Genomic DNA, 22,997 nt, shown 5'->3' with positions numbered 1-22,997 from the left:
CGATTTACTTTAAGCGTTTATGTATATTTGATATAATTTGTTTGTCTGTTTCTCTATATTGAATGAGTCGTTCCATCTTTCTTTGGATCGGATAGCCATCTCACGATGAATTTTTTTATCCTGATATAGTTTATAAAGATAATGAGCCAATTGGACCGCAGATTCACTTTTTATCAGGAAGCCATTCGATTCGTGGGCAATAACCTCCGGTATCCCGCCAACTCTGGTCCCAATAAGAGGCAGTCCGGCAGAAGCCGCTTCCATCAAGGAGACTCCTATGCCTTCTTGTCTGGAAGGATGGATGTACACATCAAAGGCCGGTAATATATATTGTATATCAAATCTTTTCCCTAGCCAGACGATGTGTTCCCGGACCTGAAGACGAGCTGACAGCTCTTTTATCATTTTTGAATAATTGTCATTTCTTCTGTCAGTCCCTATTAAGTAAACTTTGAAATCCCTTAATTGATACTTTTCTTTCAAAAGGGCTGCAGCCTCAATGATTATATCTATTCCTTTCAGATGTTCGAAAGCGGAAATATGACATATCCGAAATCTCGTTTCATCTTCAAAATGCAGTATTCTTTTAGCCTTTTCCTGACTGGTTATAGTAGGATTAACTCCTAAATACAGACACTTGACTTTTCTATTATGATGTAAAAACTGAAGATACTGTCGCTTTACAGCTTGGCTGACACAAATAATGGCATTACTTTGCTGATATATAAAGCGGCAATACCAGGTGTAAAGTAATGTTTTGACAAATCCTTTCTGTTTCCTGTACTTTTTATAGGAAGAGCAAGGGTTTACTGTCGAATGAAAAGAGATAAACAGTTTGAAATGATAAAAAAGACGAAGGAAACAATTCAGCAATTTGAATAACGACGTAAAATGAACATGGACGATCGCAGGTTTGTACGAATTGAAACAGGTTAGATATTCCTTCAATAGTTTCAGTGTACCGGATTTGGAATCCAGTAAAACGATCGTATGTCCGTTTTCTGTCAGTTCCTCGCGATAGACAGGAGCATATTCCAGTGTATCATAAAACAGGAATATATTCTGATAATGGTCTTCTGCCAATTTGTTTGCCAGCATAAGAGTAAACCGGTCGAGTCCTGAGTATACCTTTGGCGAGTAACACATGCAATGGAATATATATTTTTTATCCATATTTCGTTTATGTATCAGTGATCGATAAAGTCTGTATACAAATGAAACTCAACGTTTCCTTCCAGTAAAGTCAAAAAGGATAAAGCTGAGTATGTAAAATCTTTGGGATGGTCTAAAAATACCAGCAATTCCTTTTTCTCTTTCTTTAAAGCATAGAGCAATACATAAGGAGACAGGCGTGACAGCGTGAATCTGGACAGGATCGAACTATTCTTCCGGATCTTTGTCGGAAGAGTCCCGTAAGAAATCCGGGAATGGGTGCCGTCTGTTGTTTGTCTGAATAATCCGGGATTGATGTATCGGTGTATACTATTGATAATCCGCATAGGAAATGTATATTCGTAAGAAGATATCGGAAATTCAACAAATTCTCCGTCTTTATCTTCTACCAGGACATCGTCTTTGAATGTATATACCGGTTTGTCCGGCACATGTGTGAAATCATAAAAGGAATCGTTCCCTTTGTAGCGAAATCCGCAGGAAACGGAAGAGTCTATTTTTATATTCGCTTTCTTAAAAGCTTTGTGTAAATGGGAAAAAGGTTGTACTGCCCATCCGCCTGCCCGGAAAGCTACCACCTTATAGGATGGATCGACAGTTCCGGCAATTTTGTTCAACATCTCGCAACCTTCGGTAAATAGATCGGAAACAGTGTCTTCCGGCAATGAATTCAAACTGTAGTGGGTGAAATCTTTAAAGTCCCAGGTCCCGTCTCCATTGTAACGGGCATCTATCCAATGCGGATGGATGTGTAGTTCGATACGATGACCTTGCTGTACTATTTCCTGCAGTTGGGTTGTTATCTTGCGGGCCTCTTTGGTTGTTTTCAGCTGTGCTTCTAAATATTTGATCATTAAGTAATCGACGAAAAAGGTTGCTTTCCCGTTGATCTTATCCAGTTTATTAAGTAATAGTTCCGTAGGACGTATAATACTGTTGTCTACAGTACCGGATCTTTCTCCGAAAAATAATTCATAATCGAATGATAATATAACTTTCTTCATGCAATCAATAATTATAAGATCGATTTGACTTTGTTTTTCACCCAGTCCCTGGCCTGTTTGTCCAATACGATGAAATAGGAGCATGCTATGACGGAGAATGATGATGTTACGACGACCATAAATAGTCTTAACAGACTGCTATTCATATGTAAATAAACAAGGACGGGCAGAATGGACGACAGGGTTACCATATAGAAGAGAGGATAAATGATCTGTTGTAAGATTACTCTTCTGGAAATATTTATCCATTTATTCAGATAATGAGTTTCTACCACCAGGCAGAGAATCACTACTATAATATTCAGTATGAACGGTGTATAAAAGGGTAATCCGATCTTGAGAAGCAGGTACGACACCGGTAATACCATTATCTGCATAGGGCCGGTAAACAGATTTACTTCTTTCATGCGTCCGACTGCCTCGATAGCAATATCGAACGGACGGTTGAAGGTATAGAACAGGCTTTGTATAATCACCAGCCGGGCCATGATCATAGTTTCGGAAGGAACTTCTTTCAACCATAGAACGAGTATTTTGTTTATCTCCAGCAAGACCGGCAATGAGAGAAGCCATAGCAATGAAAAACCGTATTTTGAATTCTTATACAACAGGTTTTTCATTGATTCCTGCTGGTCGTCGGCATATAACTTGACGACTTGAGGTGTTACGGCAATCTGGAAATTATTGACAAACGAGGTTAAAGCCGAGTTTATCTGATAAGCGATCGCACGTGCAGCATTGATAGCCGGATAGAAGAATATATTCAACAATATATTTACTCCCTGGCTGCTGAGTAGATAGCCGAACATACTCATCATGTTCCAGCCGGAAAAAACAAGTATGGGTTTATATAATGCTTTATCTCTGACGATTATAAATGCGCATTCCGGGTATTTTTTTCGACAATATAATATGTATATTCCAATGACTACTAGATTGACAAGGAATACCAGCAGTGAATAGAGTATCAGTTTATCCGTATTTATCACTACCAGTAAATAAACGATCAATAGTTTGAGTACAACATCTATAATACTGACATACGCATAGATATTCATGCGTTCATGGGCAATAATACAAGCGTTGTAAGGAGACTGGATAATCGTCAGCAGACTGGCTGCGATGGAGAACTGATAACACCACTGTGCCGCATACATCCTGTCTGGTGGAATGTTCATCTTGTAATCGAGAAACCACAGGCCGATTGTTTCCGCCAGAATCAGGATCAGGATAGCCAGAAAGAAATGGATGACGAGAGTGGCAGAAAATGTTTTTTGAAGTCGGTTGAAATCCTTTCTGCCTAGTTCGAAGGTGAGGAACCGCTGTGTTCCGGAAGTTAATGTCCCTTTCAAGAAAGAGAACATGGTAACTACTCCGCCGACCACATTGTAGATTCCATAGTCATTTACTCCCAGCGCATTTAAAACAACCCTGGAAGTATATAAGGTAACTGCCATAGTCAGCAGCATCCTTATATACATCATCATAGCATTTTGGGCAATGCGCTTGTTACTATTTGTCGTTGTCATTCCCTTTTGTAGACTCCGGCAAAATCAAGTATTATTTTCTTTGGGTCGTAAACTAACTCATTGAAGGGGGCGTGTTTCACCAGGAATACCACGATATCAGCTTTTTCATATGCCTCCCTGTAATCGGTGAGTTTGAACACTTTGTGTACTTCTACGTTCGGTTCCACCACTAATATGTCGGCATTATTATGGCTTTGCATCACCTTGGTTGTGATGTATTTGGCAGGTGACTCCCGTAAATCGTCGATATTTGGCTTGAAAGCCAGTCCCATCATGGCAACAATCGGTTTGCGGTGATGCTCCAGTTCGAATTTCAGCATGGCGCTCTCTACCTTTTCCGCGCACCAGAAGGCTTTGTAGTTGTTGATCTCCCGTGCCTTGGCGATTAATTGTGATTCATAAGGAAATTCAGCCGTGATGAAATAAGGGTCTACAGCAATGCAATGGCCGCCTACACCGGAACCCGGTTGCAAGATATTTACCCGCGGATGCTTGTTTGCCAGTTCAATCAGCTCCCATACATTGATCCCTGCTTTATCGCATATCAGCGACAACTCATTGGCAAAAGCAATCTGTACGTCCCGTGAAGAGTTTTCCGTTAGCTTGCACATTTCGGCAGTCTTGGCATTTGTTTTGTGCAGGGTCCCTTTTACAAACCGGCTGTAAAACCCGATCGCTTTTTCTGTCGACTCTTTGTTGATGCCACCGATAACCCGGTCATTGTGTATCAGCTCGTAGATCACATTACCTGGAAGAACACGTTCCGGACAATAAGCGATGTATATTTTCCCCTCCAGTTCCGGACGGAGTGAATAGATCAGTTGAGTCATTTTCTCCGTTGTTCCGACAGGAGATGTCGACTCGATCACAAACAGATCCCCCTCTTTCAGTAAAGGTATGACAGACCGAGTGGCTGTTTCCACATACGAAATATCCGGTTCATGATTCCCTTTGAACGGTGTAGGTACAACGATCAGGTAAACATCGCTCACTTCCGGTTTCACCGAAGCCCGTAGATGACCGGATGCCACCACTTTCCGGCATAACTCCTGTAATCCAGGTTCAACGATATGTATTTTCCCTTCATTGGTCATATCTACAACCAGCGGGTTGATGTCTACGCCAATTACATCGATGCCGTGTTCGGCTGCTATTATTGCTGTGGGCAGACCGATATAGCCTAAGCCCATAAAACATGCTTTCATAATTCAATTAAACCTTTTAGATGATTTTTTTCTCTTTCAATGAATTCTTTTTGTTTTGTATTTTATCCAAATAAACGTTCAGTCCTGTCCAGATCACTATATCTCCGATAAATAAAATGTTGATGTTTACATAGGGAACCAATATGATATTCAGACTGCTGAAAGTCCATGAAATAGCCAGGATATAAAGCAGGGCCTTGTGGGGGCTGCAGCCCATTTCCAGAAATTTATGGTGTATATGATTTTTATCGGGAGAGAACAGGCTTTTACGTCTGCGGAACCGTATCAGCATCACCCGTATTACATCAAACATGGGAACGATCAATGTGGAAAATGAAATAAGGATGGCGCTGGTGGAGTAGGGGGCAATATCCGGATTGTATGCTGCATAACGGATACACAGGAAAGCCAGAATATATCCTAAAGTCAGGCTTCCGGTATCTCCCATGAATATCTTTCTGCCATGTTCTGCCTGTCCGAATACATTATAATAGAAAAAAGGAATCAGCACCCCCAATGTGGAGAATGACAACATGGCATAGGCCCACATATGATTGTGCAGGAACAAAGATCCCAATATAAGCAGGGCTGCTCCGCTTAACCCTGATGCCAGTCCGTCGATACCGTCGATCAGATTGATCGCATTCGTAATGAACACGATAACAAAGATAGTCAGCGGCATGCCGATCCAGGGTGCCAGTTCGTGGATTCCAAAAAGACCGTAAAAGTTATTGATCCATAATCCGGAAAGAGGGAGTAGGGTGGCAGCGATGATCTGTACGATAAATTTTGTATGGTACCGCAGTCCGATCAGATCGTCTTTGATGCCGGCAAGATAAAGTATGATCAGGCCACAGGTGAGCAAATAGAAATCCGGAGTGATACGCGGAGTAATATCGGCAGGTATTTTGAACCCGTATAAATATCCCAGATACGCGATAGCCGATACGAAAGCTAACGAGAATAAGATAGTCGGAGCGAATGATATGCCACCCAGGCGGGGGATAGCTCCTGTATGTATTTTTCGTTCGTTCGGCATATCGAAAAGTCTTTTCGTCAGAGCCACGATCAGAATACGTGGGATTATCAGCATGGAAAAGACTACTGATATGATAAAGGCCAATAAAATCAAGAGGTATATCATTTGCGTTTTAAGTTAAGTTCTACGACAATGTTCGTCAGTCACATTTACTGTGACTGACGGAAATACAGTTTGGCTTATAAAATACATACCTGATTTTGGCTGAAGGGAGATTCTCCCCGGAGAGGTATGTGTTTTTTGTTTAGCTGTGTATATAAACAGAAAGAACTGGAAAACGTTCAATGTCCAATAGGTTATTACTCAATTTTAACTCTGAATATCAATGTTCTAAAAGAGGCTTGGAATAGATGGACAATTTATGGATCATATGAAAATCCGCCTGTCAAAAAGAACGCTTTTATTGACAAAACGACTTTTTATCTTTACGGGAAGTAAGCATTTCTAATACTAAGATTCAGAGTAAACCATAGGATATTTAAGTATAAACCATTAATATTTTAATAATAAAAGATTATGATTACATAAATGCAGAGTATGCCTTGCCTTTATGTAATTATAGTGTTACATATTTGTAGAGTACATATATTAATTTTAAAAGTCAGGAGATTGTTGTTTAAAAGATAGGAGCCTGGAGGTTAGTTGTCTGGTGGGAGCAGCTTAACAGTAGAGATGAGATTAACCGAGCTGTTTTAGTTAGGTTCATGCGTGGTAGTGACCGTTGAGGGGGATTTCAAGACATAAAAAAAGAGAACCAACATTGTTGATTCTCTTTAGATAGTTGCGGAGGCAAGACTCGAACTTACGACCTTTGGGTTATGAGCCCAACGAGCTACCACTGCTCCACTCCGCGATATAGTTGCTATCATTATCTGATTGCGAGTGCAAAGGTACGAATTATTTCTTATGATCCAAATTGTTTTGCAAAAAGTTTTCAATCCTCTGCTGGAAGCTGGGGATTAAAGGTGTTTTTTGTAACAAAATGACACATCTACCTGGTTGATTGTAAGGTGGATGTGTCGTTTTGTGTTTTATAATTCATTTTCTTCAAAATCTTTTGCCTCATATACATGAAGCATCTTCTTCAGGTGTCCGATCTGCTGTTGCATGGACTTGATACGGTTCAGTAGATGATGGATGGCATCGATCCCTTCGAAGTTGATCGCCAGGTCGTAATACATACGTGTATATCTTTCGATATCCTGTAATTGTTCCGCCTGCAAATACTTCTCACCTTCGACAATGCGGATTTCAATTAGTCCGCCTTCTTCCAGTCTGAAAATGAAGGAAGGTTCGATATGGCATATCCGGCAATATTCGTTGACTATAATTAAATCTGTTTGCATAGTACTCGTGTTTTATTAATTAAGACTCTGTATTTCGCGGAACAACTCTTTCTGTTTTTCCGTCAGATTCGTCGGTATCTCAATAGAGTAGGTGACGATCAGATCGCCGAACTGTCCGTCTTTTTTATAGACAGGGAATCCTTTGCCTTTCAATCGTACTTTGCTGTTATTCTGCGTACCGGGAGCTACTTTCAGTTTGACTTTGCTATCCATCGTTTCGATGATCTGTTCTCCTCCTAATATGGCGGTGTACAGGTTCAGAGGAGCCGTTACATACAGATCGTCGCCCACACGTTTGAAGCGACTGTCTTCACCTATGCTGAACGTTATATATAAGTCGCCTGCCGGTCCGCCGTTTACACCCGGACCACCTTGTCCTTTCAGTTTGATAGTTTGTCCGTCGGCTATACCGGCTGGGACGGTGATACGCAGGTTCTTGCCATTGACCGTGATAACCTGTTTGTGCGTTTTGGCAGCATCTGCCAAAGAGACGTGCAGCTCTGCGTTATAATCCTGGCCGCGGAATGCATAGTTTCCTCTGCCGCTGCTTCGACCGCCTCCGCCGAACATGGACTCAAAGAAGTCGGAGAAGCCGCTACCGTCGTCCGACGCACTCCACTGAGCGCCTCCTCCGTTGCCGCCAAAGCCTCCAAAACCACCCTGGTACTGTCCGTATTGATTCTGTTGAGCCTCGAATTGATCAGCATGTTTCCAGTTTTCACCGTATTGATCGTATTTCTTTCGTTTTTCCGGATCACTTAAAACTTCATTGGCTTCGTTAATCTCCTGAAATTTCCGATGGGCGTCCGGATCATTCGGATTCAGGTCCGGATGATATTTACGGGCCAGCTTCTTGTATGCCTTTTTGATGTCATCCTGCGAAGCTCCTTTGTTCACCCCTAGAATGTTGTAATAGTCTATATAAGCCATATTATTTATATTGTTAAGTCTTTTATCTGTTGCTATTCATACATCTACATTACAATAAACATGCCGGGGCGGAATTTGATCGTTTAATTTTGGCTAATAAAGCTTAGAGAAGATGAAAAATAAAAAAGGCTTCCAGTTTGAACTGAAAGCCTTCTTATATAGTTGCGGAGGCAAGACTCGAACTTACGACCTTTGGGTTATGAGCCCAACGAGCTACCACTGCTCCACTCCGCGATATAGTTTACAATCATTTCGTGATTGCGAGTGCAAAGGTATGGAATTTCTCGTATAAAACAAATTTATTGCAAGTTTTTTTTAATATACTTGGTAAAACCAATCTTTTTTAGGTACTTTGCGCACAGTTTTAATCAAAATGTGCAATACAATGCCGATGACAGTTTCTAAAACACGCGATATGTTGGTGGATGTGGCCAGGCAATTGTTTGCCCGCATGGGGGTTGATAATACGACAATGAACGATATTGCACAGGCTTCCAAGAAAGGCAGACGTACGTTATATACGTATTTCAAGAGTAAAAATGAGATTTATCTGGCTGTGGTGGAATCGGAGCTGGATCAATTATATAAGATGCTGCTTGATGTTGCCGGAAAGGATTTGCCAGCTGATGAGAAGTTGATGACATTCATCTATTCCAGATTGGATGCTATCAAGGCGCTCGTGTTTCGTAATGGTACACTGAAAGCAAACTTTTTCCGTGATATATGGCGGGTAGAGAAGGTTCGTAAGAGCTTCGATATACGCGAAACAGAATTATTGAAGGGAATTTTGGATGCCGGAGTCAAGGAGGGCATTTTCGCAATGCCTGATACGGAAATTACAGCAGTCGTGCTGCATCATGCCTTAAAGGGACTGGAAGTTCCTTATATAAGGGGTATTATGGGAGATAATATCAGCCAGCGGATTAAGCGTAGAGATAATGTAATGAATTTAATATTCAACGGAATAAAGATAAAGTAAAACCAGAGATGTTTATTAATGCAACAGGGTTTTATGTGCCTGAAGAGCGGGTGCACAACCAACATTTTTTGGAATTAAACGGGTTGACAAGTGAGTGGATTGAACAGCGTACGGGTATTAAGACCCGGTCCAAGGCCAAACCGGAAGAGAATATTTGTACAATGGGCATAGAAGCCGTACGTGATGCACTGCCAAAATTGCCATATGACATTACGGAGGTCGATTTGATTATTTCGGCATCCTATTCTCCGTATGATACAGTAGCCACCGCGGCTCATTATACGCAGCGTGAGTTCAATATTACAGAGGCGAAAGCTTTGTATCTGTCTTCTGCCTGCTCTTCCTTTTTAAATGCACTGGAAGTTGTGGAAGGTTATTTTGCTATGGGCAAGGCGACAAAGGCTTTGATCCTTTCGGCAGATAAGAATTCAGCTTATTATAACGAGACAGATCCGAAAGCCGGTCACCTTTGGGGAGATGCGGCAGCGGCGTTCTTTATCTCTAAAGAACGTGTAACGGAAAAAGATCCTCATATCATTGAGATATTTACACAAGGTCTGGGACATTTGAGCAAAGGTCCGGAAGGTGTTCAGTTGCGTCCGCGTGACGGAGGTATCCAGATGCCGGAAGGTCGCGACGTGTTTATCCAGGCTTGTACCTATATGCCTAAGAATGCGTTGTATCTGTTGGAAAAGAACGGATTTGAGCTGGACGACCTGACTTATTTCATCGGTCACCAGGCTAATATGCGCATCATGTCGAATATAGCCAAACAACTGGGGTTGCCGGAAGAAAAGTTCCTGCATAATATCGAAGAGTTGGGTAATACAGGTTCTGTAAGTTCTGCTTTGGTATATGCCCAAAACGATCATTCATTCAAGAAAGGTGATTTGGTTTGCCTGACGGTATTCGGTGGCGGTTATTCTGCCGGTGCTTGTCTGATACAGTGTTAATATAAACAGGAAGGGGCAAAACATTTTTTTGCCCTTCATAAAAAAGAAATAGTATGAAATTATTAGAAGGAAAAGTAGCTATTGTAACCGGTGCTGCACGCGGTATCGGTAAAGCCATCGCTTTGAAGTTTGCCTCTGAAGGTGCGAATATTGCATTTACAGACCTGGTTATCGATGAAAACGGTGAAGCAACACAGAAAGAAATCGAAGCTTTAGGTGTAAAGGCAAAAGGTTATGCTTCTAACGCTGCCAACTTTGAAGATACTCACAATGTAGTGGCAGAGATCGCGAAAGACTTCGGTCGTATCGATATCCTGGTAAACAATGCCGGTATTACGAAAGACGGTCTGATGATGCGTATGAGCGAAGGCCAGTGGGATGCTGTTCTGAATGTGAACCTGAAATCTGCTTTCAACTTCATCCATGCCTGTACTCCGATCATGATGAAACAACGTGCAGGTAACATTATCAATATGTCTTCTGTTGTCGGTGTTCATGGTAACGCTGGTCAGAGCAACTATTCAGCTTCAAAGGCCGGTATGATCGGTCTGGCTAAATCGGTAGCTCAGGAACTGGGTTCACGCGGTATCCGTGCGAATGCGATCGCTCCGGGTTTCATTATCACGGATATGACTGCTAAACTGCCGGAAGAAGTGAGAGAAGAATGGAACAAGAAGATTCCTTTGCGTCGTGGCGGTACTACCGAAGATGTGGCAAATGTAGCAACATTCCTTGCCTCTGACCTGTCTGCTTATGTATCGGGCCAGGTGATTCAGGTAGACGGCGGCATGAATATGTAATATGGAAGTTATCTACGAAGACAATCATATCATCGCGGTAAATAAAACGTGCCGCGAGATTGTACAAGGAGATAAGACCGGTGATACTCCTCTTTCGGAAATGCTCAAGGCATGGCTGAAAGAGAAGTATTGCAAGCCGGGAAACGTTTATGTAGGTGTGACTCACCGGTTGGACCGTCCTGTCAGCGGTGTCGTTCTGTTTGCCAAGACAAGTAAGGCTTTACCCCGTCTGAACGAGATGTTCCGTTTGGGAGAGGTGAAAAAGACCTACTGGGCAATCGTTAAGAATTGTCCTCCGGCAGAAGAAGGCGAACTGGTTCACTGGCTGGTCCGCAACGAAAAACAGAATAAGAGTTATGCTTATGATACTGAACGTCCGGACTCCAAGAAAGCGATTTTGCATTATAAGGTGATTGCCCGCTCGGATAATTATTTCCTGCTGGAGATAGATCTGAAAACAGGACGCCATCACCAGATACGTTGCCAGCTGGCAAAAATGGGATGCCCGATCAAAGGGGATCTTAAATATGGAGCGGACCGTTCGAATAAAGACGGTGGCATCAGCCTGCATTCCCGCAGTGCCGAATTTATCCATCCGGTATCCAAACAGAACATACAGATCATAGCTCCCGTGCCTGACGATAATCTATGGAAAAGTATATCCGAAGGGTTATAACGGAATAAAAAGAGATAAAATAAAAAAAAGCCGTATTCAATATGAATTTACTCATTTGAATACGGCTTCTTTTTTTCCGTTATGTGTTATTAATTAATGAATAGACCATGAAAAAGCTATTGACAATACTATTGTGCTCGGCATCCGCTACTTTCGGGCTGGCACAGCAGCAGACTTATTTTTCCAACCCTGTTATTCACGGAGATCTGGCAGACCCATCCGTCATGTGGATCGGGGAGACTTATTATGCAACCGGAACTTCCTCGGAATGGGCTCCTTATTATCCGGTATTCTCTTCTTCCGATCTAGTCAACTGGAAACCGGAGGGACATGTATTCGACCGGAAGCCGGACTGGACCAAATCTTCTTTCTGGGCTCCGGAGTGGTATTACCACAAAGGGAAAGTGTATGTTTATTATACAGCCCGTAAAGAGTCTGATAATATATCATGTATCGGGGTGGCTGTAGCCGATTCTCCGACGGGAGAGTTCAAAGATTACGGTCCGGTTGTCGAGTTCGGAAAGGAAGCGATCGACGCTTTTATCCTGGAAGATAACGGGCAGCTTTATATCAGCTGGAAGGCATACGGGCTGGACCAGCGTCCGATCGAGTTGTTCGCCTGTAAACTGACCGACGACGGTCTGCGTTTGGATGGGGAACCTTTCTGTTTGCTCCGGGATGACGAAAGACGGGGTATGGAAGGACAGCACTGGTTTAAAATGAACGGGTATTATTACATTATATATTCCGTGAACGGATGTTGTGGTCCGGATAGTGATTATGCGGTAGCGGTGGCCCGTTCCCAAAAGTTGGCTGGCCCGTATGAGAAGTATGAAGGTAATCCTATTCTGCATGGAGGAAAAGATATCCTGTCTATCGGACATGGTACGCTGACGACAACTCCTGACGGGCGTATGTTTTATCTTTGCCATGCATACAGCAATGGGAATAATTTTTATCAGGGACGTCAGCCGCATCTGCAGGAAATGAGGATGGGGGGCGACAACTGGCCTTACTTTGTTACGGGTGAATATGCCAGCATGGTACAACCAATGCCGTTTACCGATTGTGTACAAAAACCGGCTTTTGATTTTGCCGATGATTTTACTGCGACCGCTCTTCGTCCCGAATGGAGTTGGAATTATCCGTATGCAGATGTGAAAACGGAACTGAAAGCGGGAAATTTGTTACTGAGCGGTTCTCCTAAACAGGGTGTAGGTACGGGGAATGCACTTTGCCTTCGTCCGGTGACAGCCGATTATACGTTGGAAACGGCTGTTGTAAACCGGAATGAGAGTTGGAAAGGGGTTGTTATGTATGGAGATGACAAGAACATGCTTACACTTGGCTGTGAAGCGGACCGTCTGAAGTTGAAAGCGGTGAATGACGGAAAGGAGATGGTTCTGGCGGATATGAAACAACCTGCCTCTTCTTTGTATCTCCGGATGAGTGTGAAGGAGGGTGTTCATTGTTCGTTCTCCTATAGTGAAGACGGCAGGAAATGGAAAGAATTGGAGTACTCGCTTTCGCCGGAGGCTGTAAAGTCTCTTGTCCGTTGGGACCGTATTTCCCGTCCGGGATTATATCAGCAGGGAGATATAAATAAACCGGCAATTTATGGTTATTGCCGGTTGTTGAACGAATAAATAAGGTATGGTTATTCAGGCTTGCCCTGTGCGGCCTGATAACCTTCCAGTTGTGCTCTCGATTTGCTCTGTGTCACGATATATACGCCGGAAAATACCAGAGCAACGGCGATACCTTTCATTACCCCGAAAGTATCCATTCCCCAAAGTACGGCTATCAGGGATGCCACGATCGGTTGTACATAGTTATACATGCAGGCTACTGTCGGGCGCAACAGGTTTTGTCCGATAGGGATAAATAAGTAGGGCAGGAATGTTCCTCCCAGTACGACATAGGCGATACCCATATATAATTCAGTAGGAAGATGCAGGAAGTCGATGCCTGCAATGTGGTTGTAGGAGAACGGTATCGTACAGATAGTTGCATACGTGAACATCCATTTCATCAATGTGATCGGAGAATATTTGCCGATCAATCCTTTGAATAGCACGAAGTAGAATGAGAAACTGAACTGCGCGAGCAGGCAGAGCAGGTCTCCCCATATATTGCTGCTTTTCCCTCCGCCGGTACCGGTGCCCTGGCTGCTTAGGATAAGCAATAACGCTCCGGCAGCTCCTATAAATATACCGATAACCTTTTTTCCTGTCACAGGTTCTTTCAGGTAGAAGGCTGCAATGATCATTGTGATGATGGGTGTTGTGGTCGTGACGATAGAGGCATTGATCGGTGAAGTCAGGGAGACTCCGAAGATGAATGACCCCTGGTTCAGTACGATCCCCAGTAGCGCTGCAAAGAATAGCTTCATCAGATCCTGATGATTGACATGTTCTTTTTTCGTAAAGAGGGAAGCGAGCCAGAATACGATTGCCGCCCCTACCATGCGAAAGGTAGTAAGCGATAATGCACTGATAGGACCTGCAGATAATACGGCTTTTGATACCGGTGACATCAATCCCCACAAAATATTGGCTCCCAGCATGGCCAGGTGCCCTTTATAAGCTGCTGATTTCATTTTGCCTTCATTAAAACACGGGCAAAGGTAATGGGTTTTTGGCTTACTGTACTCTTTTGAAAGAATATTAAAATGTAGGGGGATTTTTTTAAACTTGTATTCATTGATATTCAATTCTTTATTTGTTCTGTTTTGATTTTTAACAAAATAAATTACTTATAATGCTTGCTAATATTATAATCATCATTTATATTTGTGGGACATATTTAATATGTCATACATATAACACATAATTATAATACTATGGAATCATTAAAGATTAATACGGAAACTACCACCCTGGTTGATCTGGTGGAAGAGTCTCTTCTTAAATATATTAAGGAGAAGAACTTAAAGCCCGGTGACCGGTTACTTCATGAAGAAGAACTGTCGGAACAACTGGGAGTAGGGCGTAACGTTGTCAGAGAAGCCTTAAGCCGTTTACGTTCATTAGGTATCCTGGACAGCCGTAAAAGGAGAGGGATCGTCCTGCAGGAACCGGACATAAGGAAAAATTTGGAGAAGTTGATCAATCCTCAGATGTTAGGTAGGGATACGATTATCGATCTGCTTGAACTACGGTATACGCTTGAACTGGGAATTATTCCCACTTTGCTGAATCGGATAACGGATAAGGATATTAAAGATCTGGAAAGTATTTTGGCCAAAGAAGTCGTTCTGGGGGAAGTGAGAGTTTCTATGGAAGATGAACTGGAGTTTCATTCCCGGATGTATGCTATTACAGGAAATCAGATTATTATGGACTTACAGCAAATGCTGATCCCTATGTATCGCTATATTCATGACAATTATGATGAGTTTGATGTATTCAATAATAAAATGAAGAAGGAGAAACTTCAGGCTTCTCATAAAGATATTCTTCAGGCTTTGAGGAATAGGAATAAGAATGAGTATGAAGAGGTGATCAGGCGGCATTTGATGGCTTATCAGTTGTATATTGAAGAATACAGGAAAATGAGTAGTTGAAATAGATTATCAACCTTAAATGACAAGTTATGGAGAAGACTAAAATTAAAGGGCTTATTGCCGCCACGGTTACACCGATGGAAAAGAATGGCGATATCAACCTCACAGCGATCGATGCTTATGCGGAGCATCTAATTAAACTGGGAGTGGCAGGTGTTTTTGTTTGCGGAACTACAGGGGAAAGTTTGTTCCTGGACACGGAAGAGCGTAAAAAAGTCGCTGAAGCCTGGATGAAGTTTTCCGACCGGCTTAAAATATTGGTTCATGTCGGCAGTACCAGTTACAGGATATCATCGGAGTTGGCTGTTCACGCCGGTCTCATCGGGGCGGATGCTATCTCTGCTATGGGGCCCTGTTTTTTACAACCTAACCGGGTAGAAGAACTGGTACAGTTTAATAAACTGATTGCGGAGAAAGCTCCGGGCATACCTTATTATTATTATCATATTCCGACAACCTCGGGGGTGAATATTCATATGCCGGCCTTTTTAGAAAAAGCGGCTTCCGAGATTCCGACATTGAATGGTATAAAATATACGTCCTATAATTCAATGGAAATGCAGGAATGTATAAATTATAACGATAAGATGTTCGATATTTTGCATGGCCATGATGAAACCCTGTTGACCGGATTGGTTCTGGGAGCAACCGGCGGGATCGGAACATCTTATAATGTATCTGCTCCGTTATTCAATCAGTTACTTCAGGCATTCAATAAAGGAGAGCTTCAAAAAGCAGTGGATATACAGGCGGATGCAAATAAGTTGATCCGTATCATGGTTAAGTATGTCAATGCTGTTGTGGGTATTAAAGCAATCCTTTCTGTAATGGGGATTGACTGCGGACCTTGCCGTTTACCTTTACAAAATCTCTCTGTTTCGGAAATTAAATCTTTGGAAAATGATTTGAAAACAATCAGTTGGCTTTAATGGAGTAATACTAACAAAGAAATTCATAAGATGAAAAAATCTGCTAAAATAATTGTGTTTGTTCTTTTGTCAATCATTCTTTTCGGAGTGAATGCACAGAAGATTCAGGCAGATGTCGTTGATAAAGCCTCTGAATATCTCTTGAAACAAACAGGGGACAGTTCTTTTTGGAATAAGATTCATGCTTTGGAATTCCTTTGTCAGGTTGGCTATAAGCCACAGGTACAAACTATTTTAAAGAAAGATTTCGAGTATGTTTCTTCTATTCCGGAAAAAAGAATCGGATATTTCAGGTGTTGGGCCAATGCAGCGTTGGATGAGAAGGAAAAGGCATCTTATGTCGATAAAATATTGGAGATATACCTCAATCCGGATAGTCCGGATAAGATACATGCAGCGGAAAGTCTGGCAAAGTTACGAGTTTCTTTGAAAGAATATCCGGCTGTTGTAATAGAAGACGATCCGATCGGTAACGGGCTGTTGCAGGCTTATCTTAAGTGGGGATGTGTTTACAATTCAACATCTTCTATGCCGTTAGATTATACGTTGTTGTTTTCAGTTCTTGATTCCGGTAAAGAGACGGACCGTAAGGTCATGGCTTACGGTTTAAGTTATATGGGTGTTTTTGATACAATTCACTGGAAAAAAATTGTATCATGGGCTTTGGCAGAACCATTGAGTTCTCCTTGTGTGGCCTTTTTATTACATGGCGCTGTTACGACTTGTCCCGATAAGAACACTTTCAGAGAAGAAATAGGACGGATCAGAATCAAATTGCGTGATCTGGCTGTTACAGGTGGAAAAACAGAACGATATGAGGCTTATGTGGCTTTAGGTCAAATAGGTGACCGGGAGGATTGGTCATTCATTACGGATTCGTTTGAAGAAGGAGACGGGGATGAGGGCCTGATCAGTGCGGAAGGGTGGAGGGATATACAATCCGCCCGGGCATACGCGATTTTAAAAATGAATGGCGTACAGAAAACTCAGGGATTTACCTGGTTGGATTGGTCGGTTGTCGTAGTTTTTCTTTTGTTAATGTTGATGGTCGGATATTCTTCCTCCAAACAGAATAAGACTGCCAGTGATTATGTACTGGGAGGAAGGTCCATGAATTCCATGATGATCGGTATATCCTTGTTTGCGACTTTGTTGAGCACATTGAGTTACCTGGCTTATCCGGGGGAGATGATCAAATATGGTCCGGTCGTTTTTACAGGACTTGCCGCTTTTCCTGTAGCTAACTGGATTGTCGGTAAATATCTGATACCTCGTTTTATGTCGATGAGGGTAACGAGTGCCTATGAGATTTTGGAGATAAAGTTAGGAAAAGGCACACGTAATCTGGCTACGGTCTTTTTTCTTTCTTTACGGTTCCTTTGGATGTCGACAATAGTATATGCGACAGTCGATTCTGCCCTTATTCCTATATTGGGGTTATCTCAGGAAATGGTTCCGGCTATCAGTATCATACTGGTGCTGATCACAGTAGTCTATACTACGATGGGAGGTTTGAAAGCTGTAGTTATGACGGATGTATTACAAACAGTAGTGATGTTCGTCGGTGTTATACTGGCTATTGTGGTTATCGGGTGGAAGGTCGGTTCTGTCGATGCTTTTTTGAATCCGGCTCTGTTTGCTCACTGGGAGTCCGTCGATTTTTCTATCAATGCAACGAAAAGAATGACTGTCGGGAATATCTTTATTATGACATTGGTTTGGCAGGTTTGTACGGCAGGGTCGGATCAGATGGCGATTCAACGGTATTTGGCAACTAAGGACGCCCGTACGGCAAGCCGCTCATATAAAATATCATTGGCAGCCTCGTGTGGTATCCAGTTATTACTGGCTGTAGTGGGATTGATGGTCATGGCCTATTTTACTTATTTCCCGGGACAGATGGTAGAAGGTACTACCATATACCAGGATGCAGATACGTTGTTTCCCCGGTTTATCCTGATCGGGCTGCCGGCCGGTATTACCGGACTGATCGCTGCAGCTATTATGGCCGCAGCGATGTCGAGTTTGTCTTCCGGTTTAAATTCTTCTTCCACTGTGATTCAGGAGGATATAATCAACCGGGTACGGAAGAAAAAAAGTGATCCTGTTTCTGATTTGAAAATGATAAAGACAATATCCGCTATTCTGGGTATTGTGATCTCCTGTTCCTGTTTCCTGATTTCTTATGTGACGGGAAACTTACTCGATGTTGTGATCAAAGTCGTCAATTTGGTGGTGGCTCCTTTATTTGTCTTGTTTTTTATGGCCTTGTTTATCCCGTTTGCAACAAACAGAGGGACTGTGATTGCCGGATTGATCTCCCTGCTTACAGCCGTTTTGATTGCATTCTTTGAGATATTCAATATTAAAGTTCTGTGGATTATGCCGGCGGCTTTGATAGTCGGTATTGTTGTTGGTGTTATATGTAGTTATATTGAATCTAAGTTGTTAACTCTAAAAAAGTAATTATGAAACGTGTATCTCTGATTGTTTTTTGCCTGCTGATAGTCAGTATGGCATCGATTACCGCACAAAAGTATGAGGTGTCGGTAAAAAAAATATGGGATAATGGCTCTCACTGTGCATTTACTTCGCTGATCAAATATAAAGGAAAGTTTTATTGTTCTTTCAGGGAAGGTGAAACACATATTTTTGATAGGAAGGGGAATGCAGAGGGGAAAGTCAGAATCTTGGTCTCTGAGGATGGAGAAGAATGGAAGTCGGTTGCGCTGATGTATAAGCCGGAGTATGATCTGCGTGATCCTAAATTGTCTGTCACACCGGACGGACGGTTGATGGTTATCATAGGAGGATCGATCTATAAAGATAAAAAATTGATAGCCCGTATCCCTCAGGTATCTTTCAGCGACGATGGAGTTTCTTTTACAGAACCGGCTCCGATCCATATCGAAGAGAGAGCTAAAAATGGTAATGACTGGCTCTGGCGGGTGACTTGGGATGGTGCTGTCGGTTATGGCGTGAACTATTCGCTGGAAGGAGATAATGAAGCCCGGATCACTTTGCTGAAAACAACCGATGGTGTTAATTATCAATGGGTGTCAGATATGGATGTTCCAGACTTTCCGAATGAAACGACTGTCCGTATTTTGCCGGATAAGAAAATGTTGATGATGGTGAGGAGAGAAAAAGGTGATCGTTACGGATATTGGGGTGTTAGCCTACCTCCTTATAAAGAATGGAGCTGGAAAAAAATGGAGATGCCTCTGGGCGGACCGGATTTTATCTCTCTCGGGAAAGGAGTTTTAGTAGCAGGGTCACGTTCCTATTATGTCCCGTCGCATCATAAAACCGTTTTATTTACGGGTAACGAAGAGGGGGATCTTCAGGAATCTTATGTATTGCCTTCCGGTGGAGATACGAGTTATCCCGGATTCTTGGTAGAGGGAGATCAGTTGTGGGTTAGCTATTATTCTTCACATGAAACTGCAAATTCAGCTGTTTATTTTGCAAAGTTACCTTTGTCATTGTTTCTGAAAAAATAGAAATCGAGTTGTGTCCTAACGAATGACTGTTCCCGACGGTATATATTCGCGCGCTGGTTACCAGGGGGGGGAGGTTGTTTGTATTCTACTTAAAATTTAACTGTATTTTTTGTTTAACCTAGTTTTTGTGTGATACTTATAAAAGAATAATCTTGCTTTAAACAGAGGGTTATGTCTATATGTGCGTTTGGTCACAGACTGAGCGTAGCCCCCTTTTTATCTCGGATCGAACGTTTTTTATAAGTCTGTCCATTATCAAAAGCATCAATCATGAATTAAAGAAAGACCATGAGAAAGAATTTGTTAAAACTGTATTTGTTCCTGACGTTTCTTTTATTATGTGTAAGTCCGTTCCGGCTTGTAGCTCAGGAAAATCAGATAAAAGGTATAGTCTCAGAAGTAAGAGGAGAACGGTTGGCCGGTGTGAACGTTGTTGTGAAGGGAACGACCAGAGGTACTGTCACTGATTTGAACGGTGAGTATTCGCTTGAGGCTAAGAAGGGTGAAACGCTGGTATTTTCATTTATTGGTTATGATTCAAAGGAAATAGTAGTAGGAAATCTGTCTACTATCCATGTGAGTCTCGATGAAAGTGCTTTGGCATTGCAAGAAGTGGTAGCCATAGGTTACGGTAAACTGAAGAGCAGCCAGGTGACGAGTTCCATTACAAAAGTCAGCTCGGAGGATCTGGAAGATCGCCCGGTGACTCGTGTCGATCAGGCTATACAAGGAAAGATTGCCGGTGTATATGTTCAGGAGACATCCGGTGCGCCGGGTAAGTCGCTTAATGTAAAAGTCCGTGGTACGGGGTCTATCAATTACGGAGCTTCACCTTTATATGTAGTGGATGGGTTTCCGATATCAGGCGACCTGAACAGTATCAGTCCTTCGGATATAGAATCCATAGAAGTACTGAAAGATGCGGCATCGGCAGCTATTTACGGTTCACGCGGTGCAAACGGGGTTGTTTTGATCACAACAAAAAGCGGACGCAAAGGAAAGCCGGTAATCGATTTGAATGTGTCTTACGGGATCCAGAAACGATTTAGTAAAGTAGATGTCCTGAACCGGGATGAATATATAGAATATGCCATTGAGGAAAGGACAAACAGCTATATTTATAACGGAGGCGATCTCTCTGTGCCTGAAAGTGACAGAGATAATTATAAATATGCCATCGACCCGTTATGGCGTACGAATCCTACTTCTTTCCCGGATCATGACTGGCAGGAGTTGATCAGCAGGACGGCTCCGGTTCAGAATTACTCGGTTTCTGTTTCCGGTGCGGGAGAGAAAAGCAAGTATTTCATATCTGCTAATTATCTGGACCAGGACGGTATAATAATCAATTCGGATTATAAAAGGTTGTCGTTCCGTTCAAACGTGGAAGTGGATGCCAATAAATACCTGACACTCGGTCTGAATTTACAGACAAGTTATTCGGAGAAAAATGATCCGGATACGGATAGTTCACAAGGACCTATTTCCCGCTCCATCCTGGTTGCACCGATCGTTGGACTGGATCAGCAGACTGTAAAGGGAGGAAACTATTATTATCATGCTCATTTCTTCCTGAATCCTATAGCCCTGGCAAAAGAAGTTGAAAACCAGTCCAAAGGAAATAATTACCTGGCGAACTTATATGCCAATGTAAATATCCTGGATAACCTGGTCTTTAAATCATCTTTCGGTGCCAACATTACGACGTATAATGATAAGTATTACAAGACCATGAACGTAAATAGGGGAAATCCGAGTTTCGGCTCTGTTTCCAATAGTATGCGAAGAAATCTGTTGACGGAGAATACATTGAATTATGATCTGGAGAAGAAGGACTGGTCGTTAAATTTACTGGCTGGTTTTACTTATCAGAATGAATATTTTGAGAACTCGAGTTTCCAAAAGAGTGATTTTCCGGATGATGATATTAAAACACCGAATGCTGCGACGAAGATTGACAGTGCAACAGGCAGTGCAACCGAATGGAGTCTGATCTCTTATCTGGCGAGAGCGAACTTTGCCTATATGAACCGTTATATTTTAACAGCTAGTATCCGCCAGGACGGTAGTTCGCGGTTTGGCAAGAATAACCATTGGGGAATATTTCCTTCCGTTTCTGCCGGTTGGCTGATGTCTGAAGAGGAGTTTATCAAAGACGCTTTGCCTGTTGTCAGCAATATGAAATTGCGTGCGAGTTATGGGGTTGTGGGTAATAATAATATAGGTGATTATTCATCTATTGGACTGATGAGCAATACGAACTATATCTTTAACGGCAATAAGGTTGGTGGTTATAGCCCCAGCAGTTTCAGCAATCCTGATCTTGGTTGGGAAAAGACACAAACGACCGACATCGGCATAGACCTTGGATTTGTGAAAAACCGTATCAATTTAAGTCTGGATTATTATATTGCTAATACGAAGGATCTGCTTTTGAATGTACCGATCCCTCAGATTACAGGATTTGGGACAGCCTTGCAGAATATCGGAAAGATACAAAACCGAGGTTTTGAAGTAGAGCTGATGACTAAAAATATAGTAGGTGCCTTTAACTGGAGTACCAATTTCAATCTTTCTTATAACCATAATGAGGTAAAGCAGCTGGGACCTGACGGCAGTCCTATTATCGGTTATCAGGAAGGTTTCCCGATCACAAAAACAGAGATAGGCGAGTCGATCGGAAACTATTATCTGTTTAAGACGGACGGTGTTTTCAAAGATGAGGAAGATTGCCGGGTAAACAAGAATATGTCTTATGCAAATAAGAACCCTCAGCCGGGAGATATTAAGTATAAAGATATGAATGGTGACGGTGTGATCGATGAGCTGGATAAAACCAATTGCGGCAATAATGTTCCTAAGGTCACGTGGGGATTGACCAATAATTTTTCCTATAAAGGTATCGAACTGTCTATTTTCATGGATGGCGTTTCTAAATGTAATTTGATCAACCTGGGAAAGAAAGAGACGACACAGTCCCGCGGTAATGTAAGAGGATACTGGAGAGATCGTTGGCGTTCGCCCGAACAGCCGGGTAACGGGAGAGTGCCGCGTGCCTGTACAACGGATAATCTGACAACTCCGTCCGACTGGTGGCTGGAAGATGCCTCTTTCTGGAGAATACGAAATATCAATATTGCTTATAATTTTCCGCAAAGTTTAATGAGTAAAATCTTATTTATCAGCAACTGCCGGATTTATTTCAGTATGGATAATGTCTATATGCATGATCATTATAACCACATGGCACAAAATGCTCCGTTCAGTAACAGTAATTTAACTCCGGGTGTGGATTATGATTCCGGATATCCTCTTGCCCGTACGTATCAGTTTGGAATAAATGTCAAATTTTAAATGCAGGAGATT

Annotated in this window: 18 protein-coding genes and 2 tRNA genes; 10 read left to right on the top strand and 10 right to left on the bottom strand. The window is 42.3% G+C overall.

What is annotated here, in order from left to right:
- Window positions 1–9 precede the first annotated feature (9 nt).
- The 9 genes from DXD68_RS21255 to DXD68_RS21215 all read right to left on the bottom strand — a co-directional run bounded on the left by DXD68_RS21255 (window position 10) and on the right by DXD68_RS21215 (window position 8,460).
- Window positions 10–1,173 carry a glycosyltransferase family 4 protein gene (locus DXD68_RS21255; RefSeq protein ID WP_122363473.1) on the bottom strand — a complete coding sequence of 388 codons (1,164 nt, stop codon included), beginning with the start codon at window positions 1,171–1,173 and terminating at the stop codon, window positions 10–12.
- Between the two features lie 14 nt (window positions 1,174–1,187).
- Window positions 1,188–2,177: a hypothetical protein gene (locus DXD68_RS21250; RefSeq protein ID WP_122363472.1), complete on the bottom strand. Its 990-nt coding sequence runs from the start codon at window positions 2,175–2,177 to the stop codon at window positions 1,188–1,190.
- Window positions 2,178–2,188: 11 nt separating this feature from the next.
- Window positions 2,189–3,706 (bottom strand): lipopolysaccharide biosynthesis protein, encoded by a 1,518-nt coding sequence (locus tag DXD68_RS21245; protein ID WP_122363471.1) that lies wholly within the window; start codon window positions 3,704–3,706, stop codon window positions 2,189–2,191.
- Window positions 3,703–4,911: a UDP-N-acetyl-D-mannosamine dehydrogenase gene (gene wecC, locus DXD68_RS21240; RefSeq protein ID WP_122363470.1), complete on the bottom strand. Its 1,209-nt coding sequence runs from the start codon at window positions 4,909–4,911 to the stop codon at window positions 3,703–3,705. The genes DXD68_RS21245 and wecC overlap by 4 nt, the downstream gene beginning before the upstream one ends.
- A gap of 16 nt (window positions 4,912–4,927) precedes the next feature.
- Window positions 4,928–6,055, bottom strand: coding sequence for an MraY family glycosyltransferase (locus DXD68_RS21235; protein WP_122363469.1), 1,128 nt, complete (start codon window positions 6,053–6,055; stop codon window positions 4,928–4,930).
- 676 nt (window positions 6,056–6,731) lie between these two features.
- Window positions 6,732–6,803 (bottom strand) — tRNA-Met (locus DXD68_RS21230).
- Between the two features lie 178 nt (window positions 6,804–6,981).
- Complete coding sequence (locus DXD68_RS21225; protein WP_122363468.1) at window positions 6,982–7,296, bottom strand: chaperone modulator CbpM; 315 nt, start codon at window positions 7,294–7,296, stop codon at window positions 6,982–6,984.
- 15 nt (window positions 7,297–7,311) lie between these two features.
- Window positions 7,312–8,226, bottom strand: a complete 915-nt coding sequence (locus DXD68_RS21220; RefSeq protein WP_122363467.1) for a DnaJ C-terminal domain-containing protein — start codon at window positions 8,224–8,226, stop codon at window positions 7,312–7,314.
- Between the two features lie 162 nt (window positions 8,227–8,388).
- A tRNA-Met gene (locus DXD68_RS21215) sits at window positions 8,389–8,460 on the bottom strand.
- Window positions 8,461–8,617: 157 nt separating this feature from the next.
- On the opposite strand from DXD68_RS21215, the gene DXD68_RS21210 reads away from it, so the two are divergent.
- The 5 genes from DXD68_RS21210 to DXD68_RS21190 all read left to right on the top strand — a co-directional run bounded on the left by DXD68_RS21210 (window position 8,618) and on the right by DXD68_RS21190 (window position 13,280).
- Window positions 8,618–9,205: a TetR/AcrR family transcriptional regulator gene (locus DXD68_RS21210; RefSeq protein ID WP_305036997.1), complete on the top strand. Its 588-nt coding sequence runs from the start codon at window positions 8,618–8,620 to the stop codon at window positions 9,203–9,205.
- A gap of 8 nt (window positions 9,206–9,213) precedes the next feature.
- Complete coding sequence (locus DXD68_RS21205; protein ID WP_122363466.1) at window positions 9,214–10,158, top strand: 3-oxoacyl-ACP synthase III family protein; 945 nt, start codon at window positions 9,214–9,216, stop codon at window positions 10,156–10,158.
- 53 nt (window positions 10,159–10,211) lie between these two features.
- Window positions 10,212–10,958, top strand: coding sequence for a 3-oxoacyl-[acyl-carrier-protein] reductase (gene fabG, locus DXD68_RS21200; protein WP_122353044.1), 747 nt, complete (start codon window positions 10,212–10,214; stop codon window positions 10,956–10,958).
- A 1-nt stretch (window position 10,959) separates the two neighbouring features.
- Window positions 10,960–11,634, top strand: coding sequence for an RluA family pseudouridine synthase (locus tag DXD68_RS21195; RefSeq protein WP_122363465.1), 675 nt, complete (start codon window positions 10,960–10,962; stop codon window positions 11,632–11,634).
- Between the two features lie 107 nt (window positions 11,635–11,741).
- Entirely contained in the window at window positions 11,742–13,280 is a 1,539-nt protein-coding gene (locus DXD68_RS21190; protein WP_122363464.1) for a family 43 glycosylhydrolase, read from the top strand.
- A gap of 11 nt (window positions 13,281–13,291) precedes the next feature.
- Here DXD68_RS21190 and DXD68_RS21185 read toward each other — a convergent pair whose 3' ends face one another.
- Complete coding sequence (locus tag DXD68_RS21185; RefSeq protein WP_122363463.1) at window positions 13,292–14,233, bottom strand: DMT family transporter; 942 nt, start codon at window positions 14,231–14,233, stop codon at window positions 13,292–13,294.
- Window positions 14,234–14,476: 243 nt separating this feature from the next.
- Here DXD68_RS21185 and DXD68_RS21180 point away from each other — a divergent pair, with 243 nt between their 5' ends.
- The 5 genes from DXD68_RS21180 (at window position 14,477) to DXD68_RS21160 (ending at window position 22,985) form a co-directional block, all read left to right on the top strand.
- On the top strand, window positions 14,477–15,199 hold the full coding sequence (locus DXD68_RS21180) for a FadR/GntR family transcriptional regulator (RefSeq protein WP_122363462.1): 723 nt from the start codon (window positions 14,477–14,479) through the stop codon (window positions 15,197–15,199).
- A gap of 29 nt (window positions 15,200–15,228) precedes the next feature.
- The gene (locus DXD68_RS21175) at window positions 15,229–16,128 is read left to right on the top strand and encodes a dihydrodipicolinate synthase family protein (RefSeq protein WP_122363461.1); all 900 of its coding nucleotides are present in this window, start codon (window positions 15,229–15,231) and stop codon (window positions 16,126–16,128) included.
- A 30-nt stretch (window positions 16,129–16,158) separates the two neighbouring features.
- Entirely contained in the window at window positions 16,159–18,594 is a 2,436-nt protein-coding gene (locus tag DXD68_RS21170; protein ID WP_122363460.1) for a sodium:solute symporter family transporter, read from the top strand.
- A gap of 2 nt (window positions 18,595–18,596) precedes the next feature.
- The gene (locus DXD68_RS21165; RefSeq protein WP_122363459.1) at window positions 18,597–19,631 is read left to right on the top strand and encodes an exo-alpha-sialidase; all 1,035 of its coding nucleotides are present in this window, start codon (window positions 18,597–18,599) and stop codon (window positions 19,629–19,631) included.
- A gap of 288 nt (window positions 19,632–19,919) precedes the next feature.
- Complete coding sequence (locus tag DXD68_RS21160) at window positions 19,920–22,985, top strand: SusC/RagA family TonB-linked outer membrane protein (protein WP_122363458.1); 3,066 nt, start codon at window positions 19,920–19,922, stop codon at window positions 22,983–22,985.
- Window positions 22,986–22,997 lie beyond the last annotated feature (12 nt).

The sequence above is a fragment of the Parabacteroides sp. TM07-1AC genome (assembly GCF_003480915.1).
In the GTDB taxonomy this organism is placed as follows: Bacteria; Bacteroidota; Bacteroidia; order Bacteroidales; family Tannerellaceae; genus Parabacteroides; species Parabacteroides chongii.
The sequence above is the reverse complement of the archived record's forward strand: the minus strand, read 5'-3'. Positions and strand labels throughout refer to the sequence as shown.

Coding starts and splice junctions, on each gene's coding strand:
- DXD68_RS21255 (WP_122363473.1), bottom strand. CDS start 1,173: ATGGATAAAAAATATATATTCCATTGCATGTGTTACTCGCCAAAGGTA.
- DXD68_RS21250 (WP_122363472.1), bottom strand. CDS start 2,177: ATGAAGAAAGTTATATTATCATTCGATTATGAATTATTTTTCGGAGAA.
- DXD68_RS21245 (WP_122363471.1), bottom strand. CDS start 3,706: ATGACAACGACAAATAGTAACAAGCGCATTGCCCAAAATGCTATGATG.
- wecC (WP_122363470.1), bottom strand. CDS start 4,911: ATGAAAGCATGTTTTATGGGCTTAGGCTATATCGGTCTGCCCACAGCA.
- DXD68_RS21235 (WP_122363469.1), bottom strand. CDS start 6,055: ATGATATACCTCTTGATTTTATTGGCCTTTATCATATCAGTAGTCTTT.
- DXD68_RS21225 (WP_122363468.1), bottom strand. CDS start 7,296: ATGCAAACAGATTTAATTATAGTCAACGAATATTGCCGGATATGCCAT.
- DXD68_RS21220 (WP_122363467.1), bottom strand. CDS start 8,226: ATGGCTTATATAGACTATTACAACATTCTAGGGGTGAACAAAGGAGCT.
- DXD68_RS21210 (WP_305036997.1), top strand. CDS start 8,618: ATGACAGTTTCTAAAACACGCGATATGTTGGTGGATGTGGCCAGGCAA.
- DXD68_RS21205 (WP_122363466.1), top strand. CDS start 9,214: ATGTTTATTAATGCAACAGGGTTTTATGTGCCTGAAGAGCGGGTGCAC.
- fabG (WP_122353044.1), top strand. CDS start 10,212: ATGAAATTATTAGAAGGAAAAGTAGCTATTGTAACCGGTGCTGCACGC.
- DXD68_RS21195 (WP_122363465.1), top strand. CDS start 10,960: ATGGAAGTTATCTACGAAGACAATCATATCATCGCGGTAAATAAAACG.
- DXD68_RS21190 (WP_122363464.1), top strand. CDS start 11,742: ATGAAAAAGCTATTGACAATACTATTGTGCTCGGCATCCGCTACTTTC.
- DXD68_RS21185 (WP_122363463.1), bottom strand. CDS start 14,233: ATGAAATCAGCAGCTTATAAAGGGCACCTGGCCATGCTGGGAGCCAAT.
- DXD68_RS21180 (WP_122363462.1), top strand. CDS start 14,477: ATGGAATCATTAAAGATTAATACGGAAACTACCACCCTGGTTGATCTG.
- DXD68_RS21175 (WP_122363461.1), top strand. CDS start 15,229: ATGGAGAAGACTAAAATTAAAGGGCTTATTGCCGCCACGGTTACACCG.
- DXD68_RS21170 (WP_122363460.1), top strand. CDS start 16,159: ATGAAAAAATCTGCTAAAATAATTGTGTTTGTTCTTTTGTCAATCATT.
- DXD68_RS21165 (WP_122363459.1), top strand. CDS start 18,597: ATGAAACGTGTATCTCTGATTGTTTTTTGCCTGCTGATAGTCAGTATG.
- DXD68_RS21160 (WP_122363458.1), top strand. CDS start 19,920: ATGAGAAAGAATTTGTTAAAACTGTATTTGTTCCTGACGTTTCTTTTA.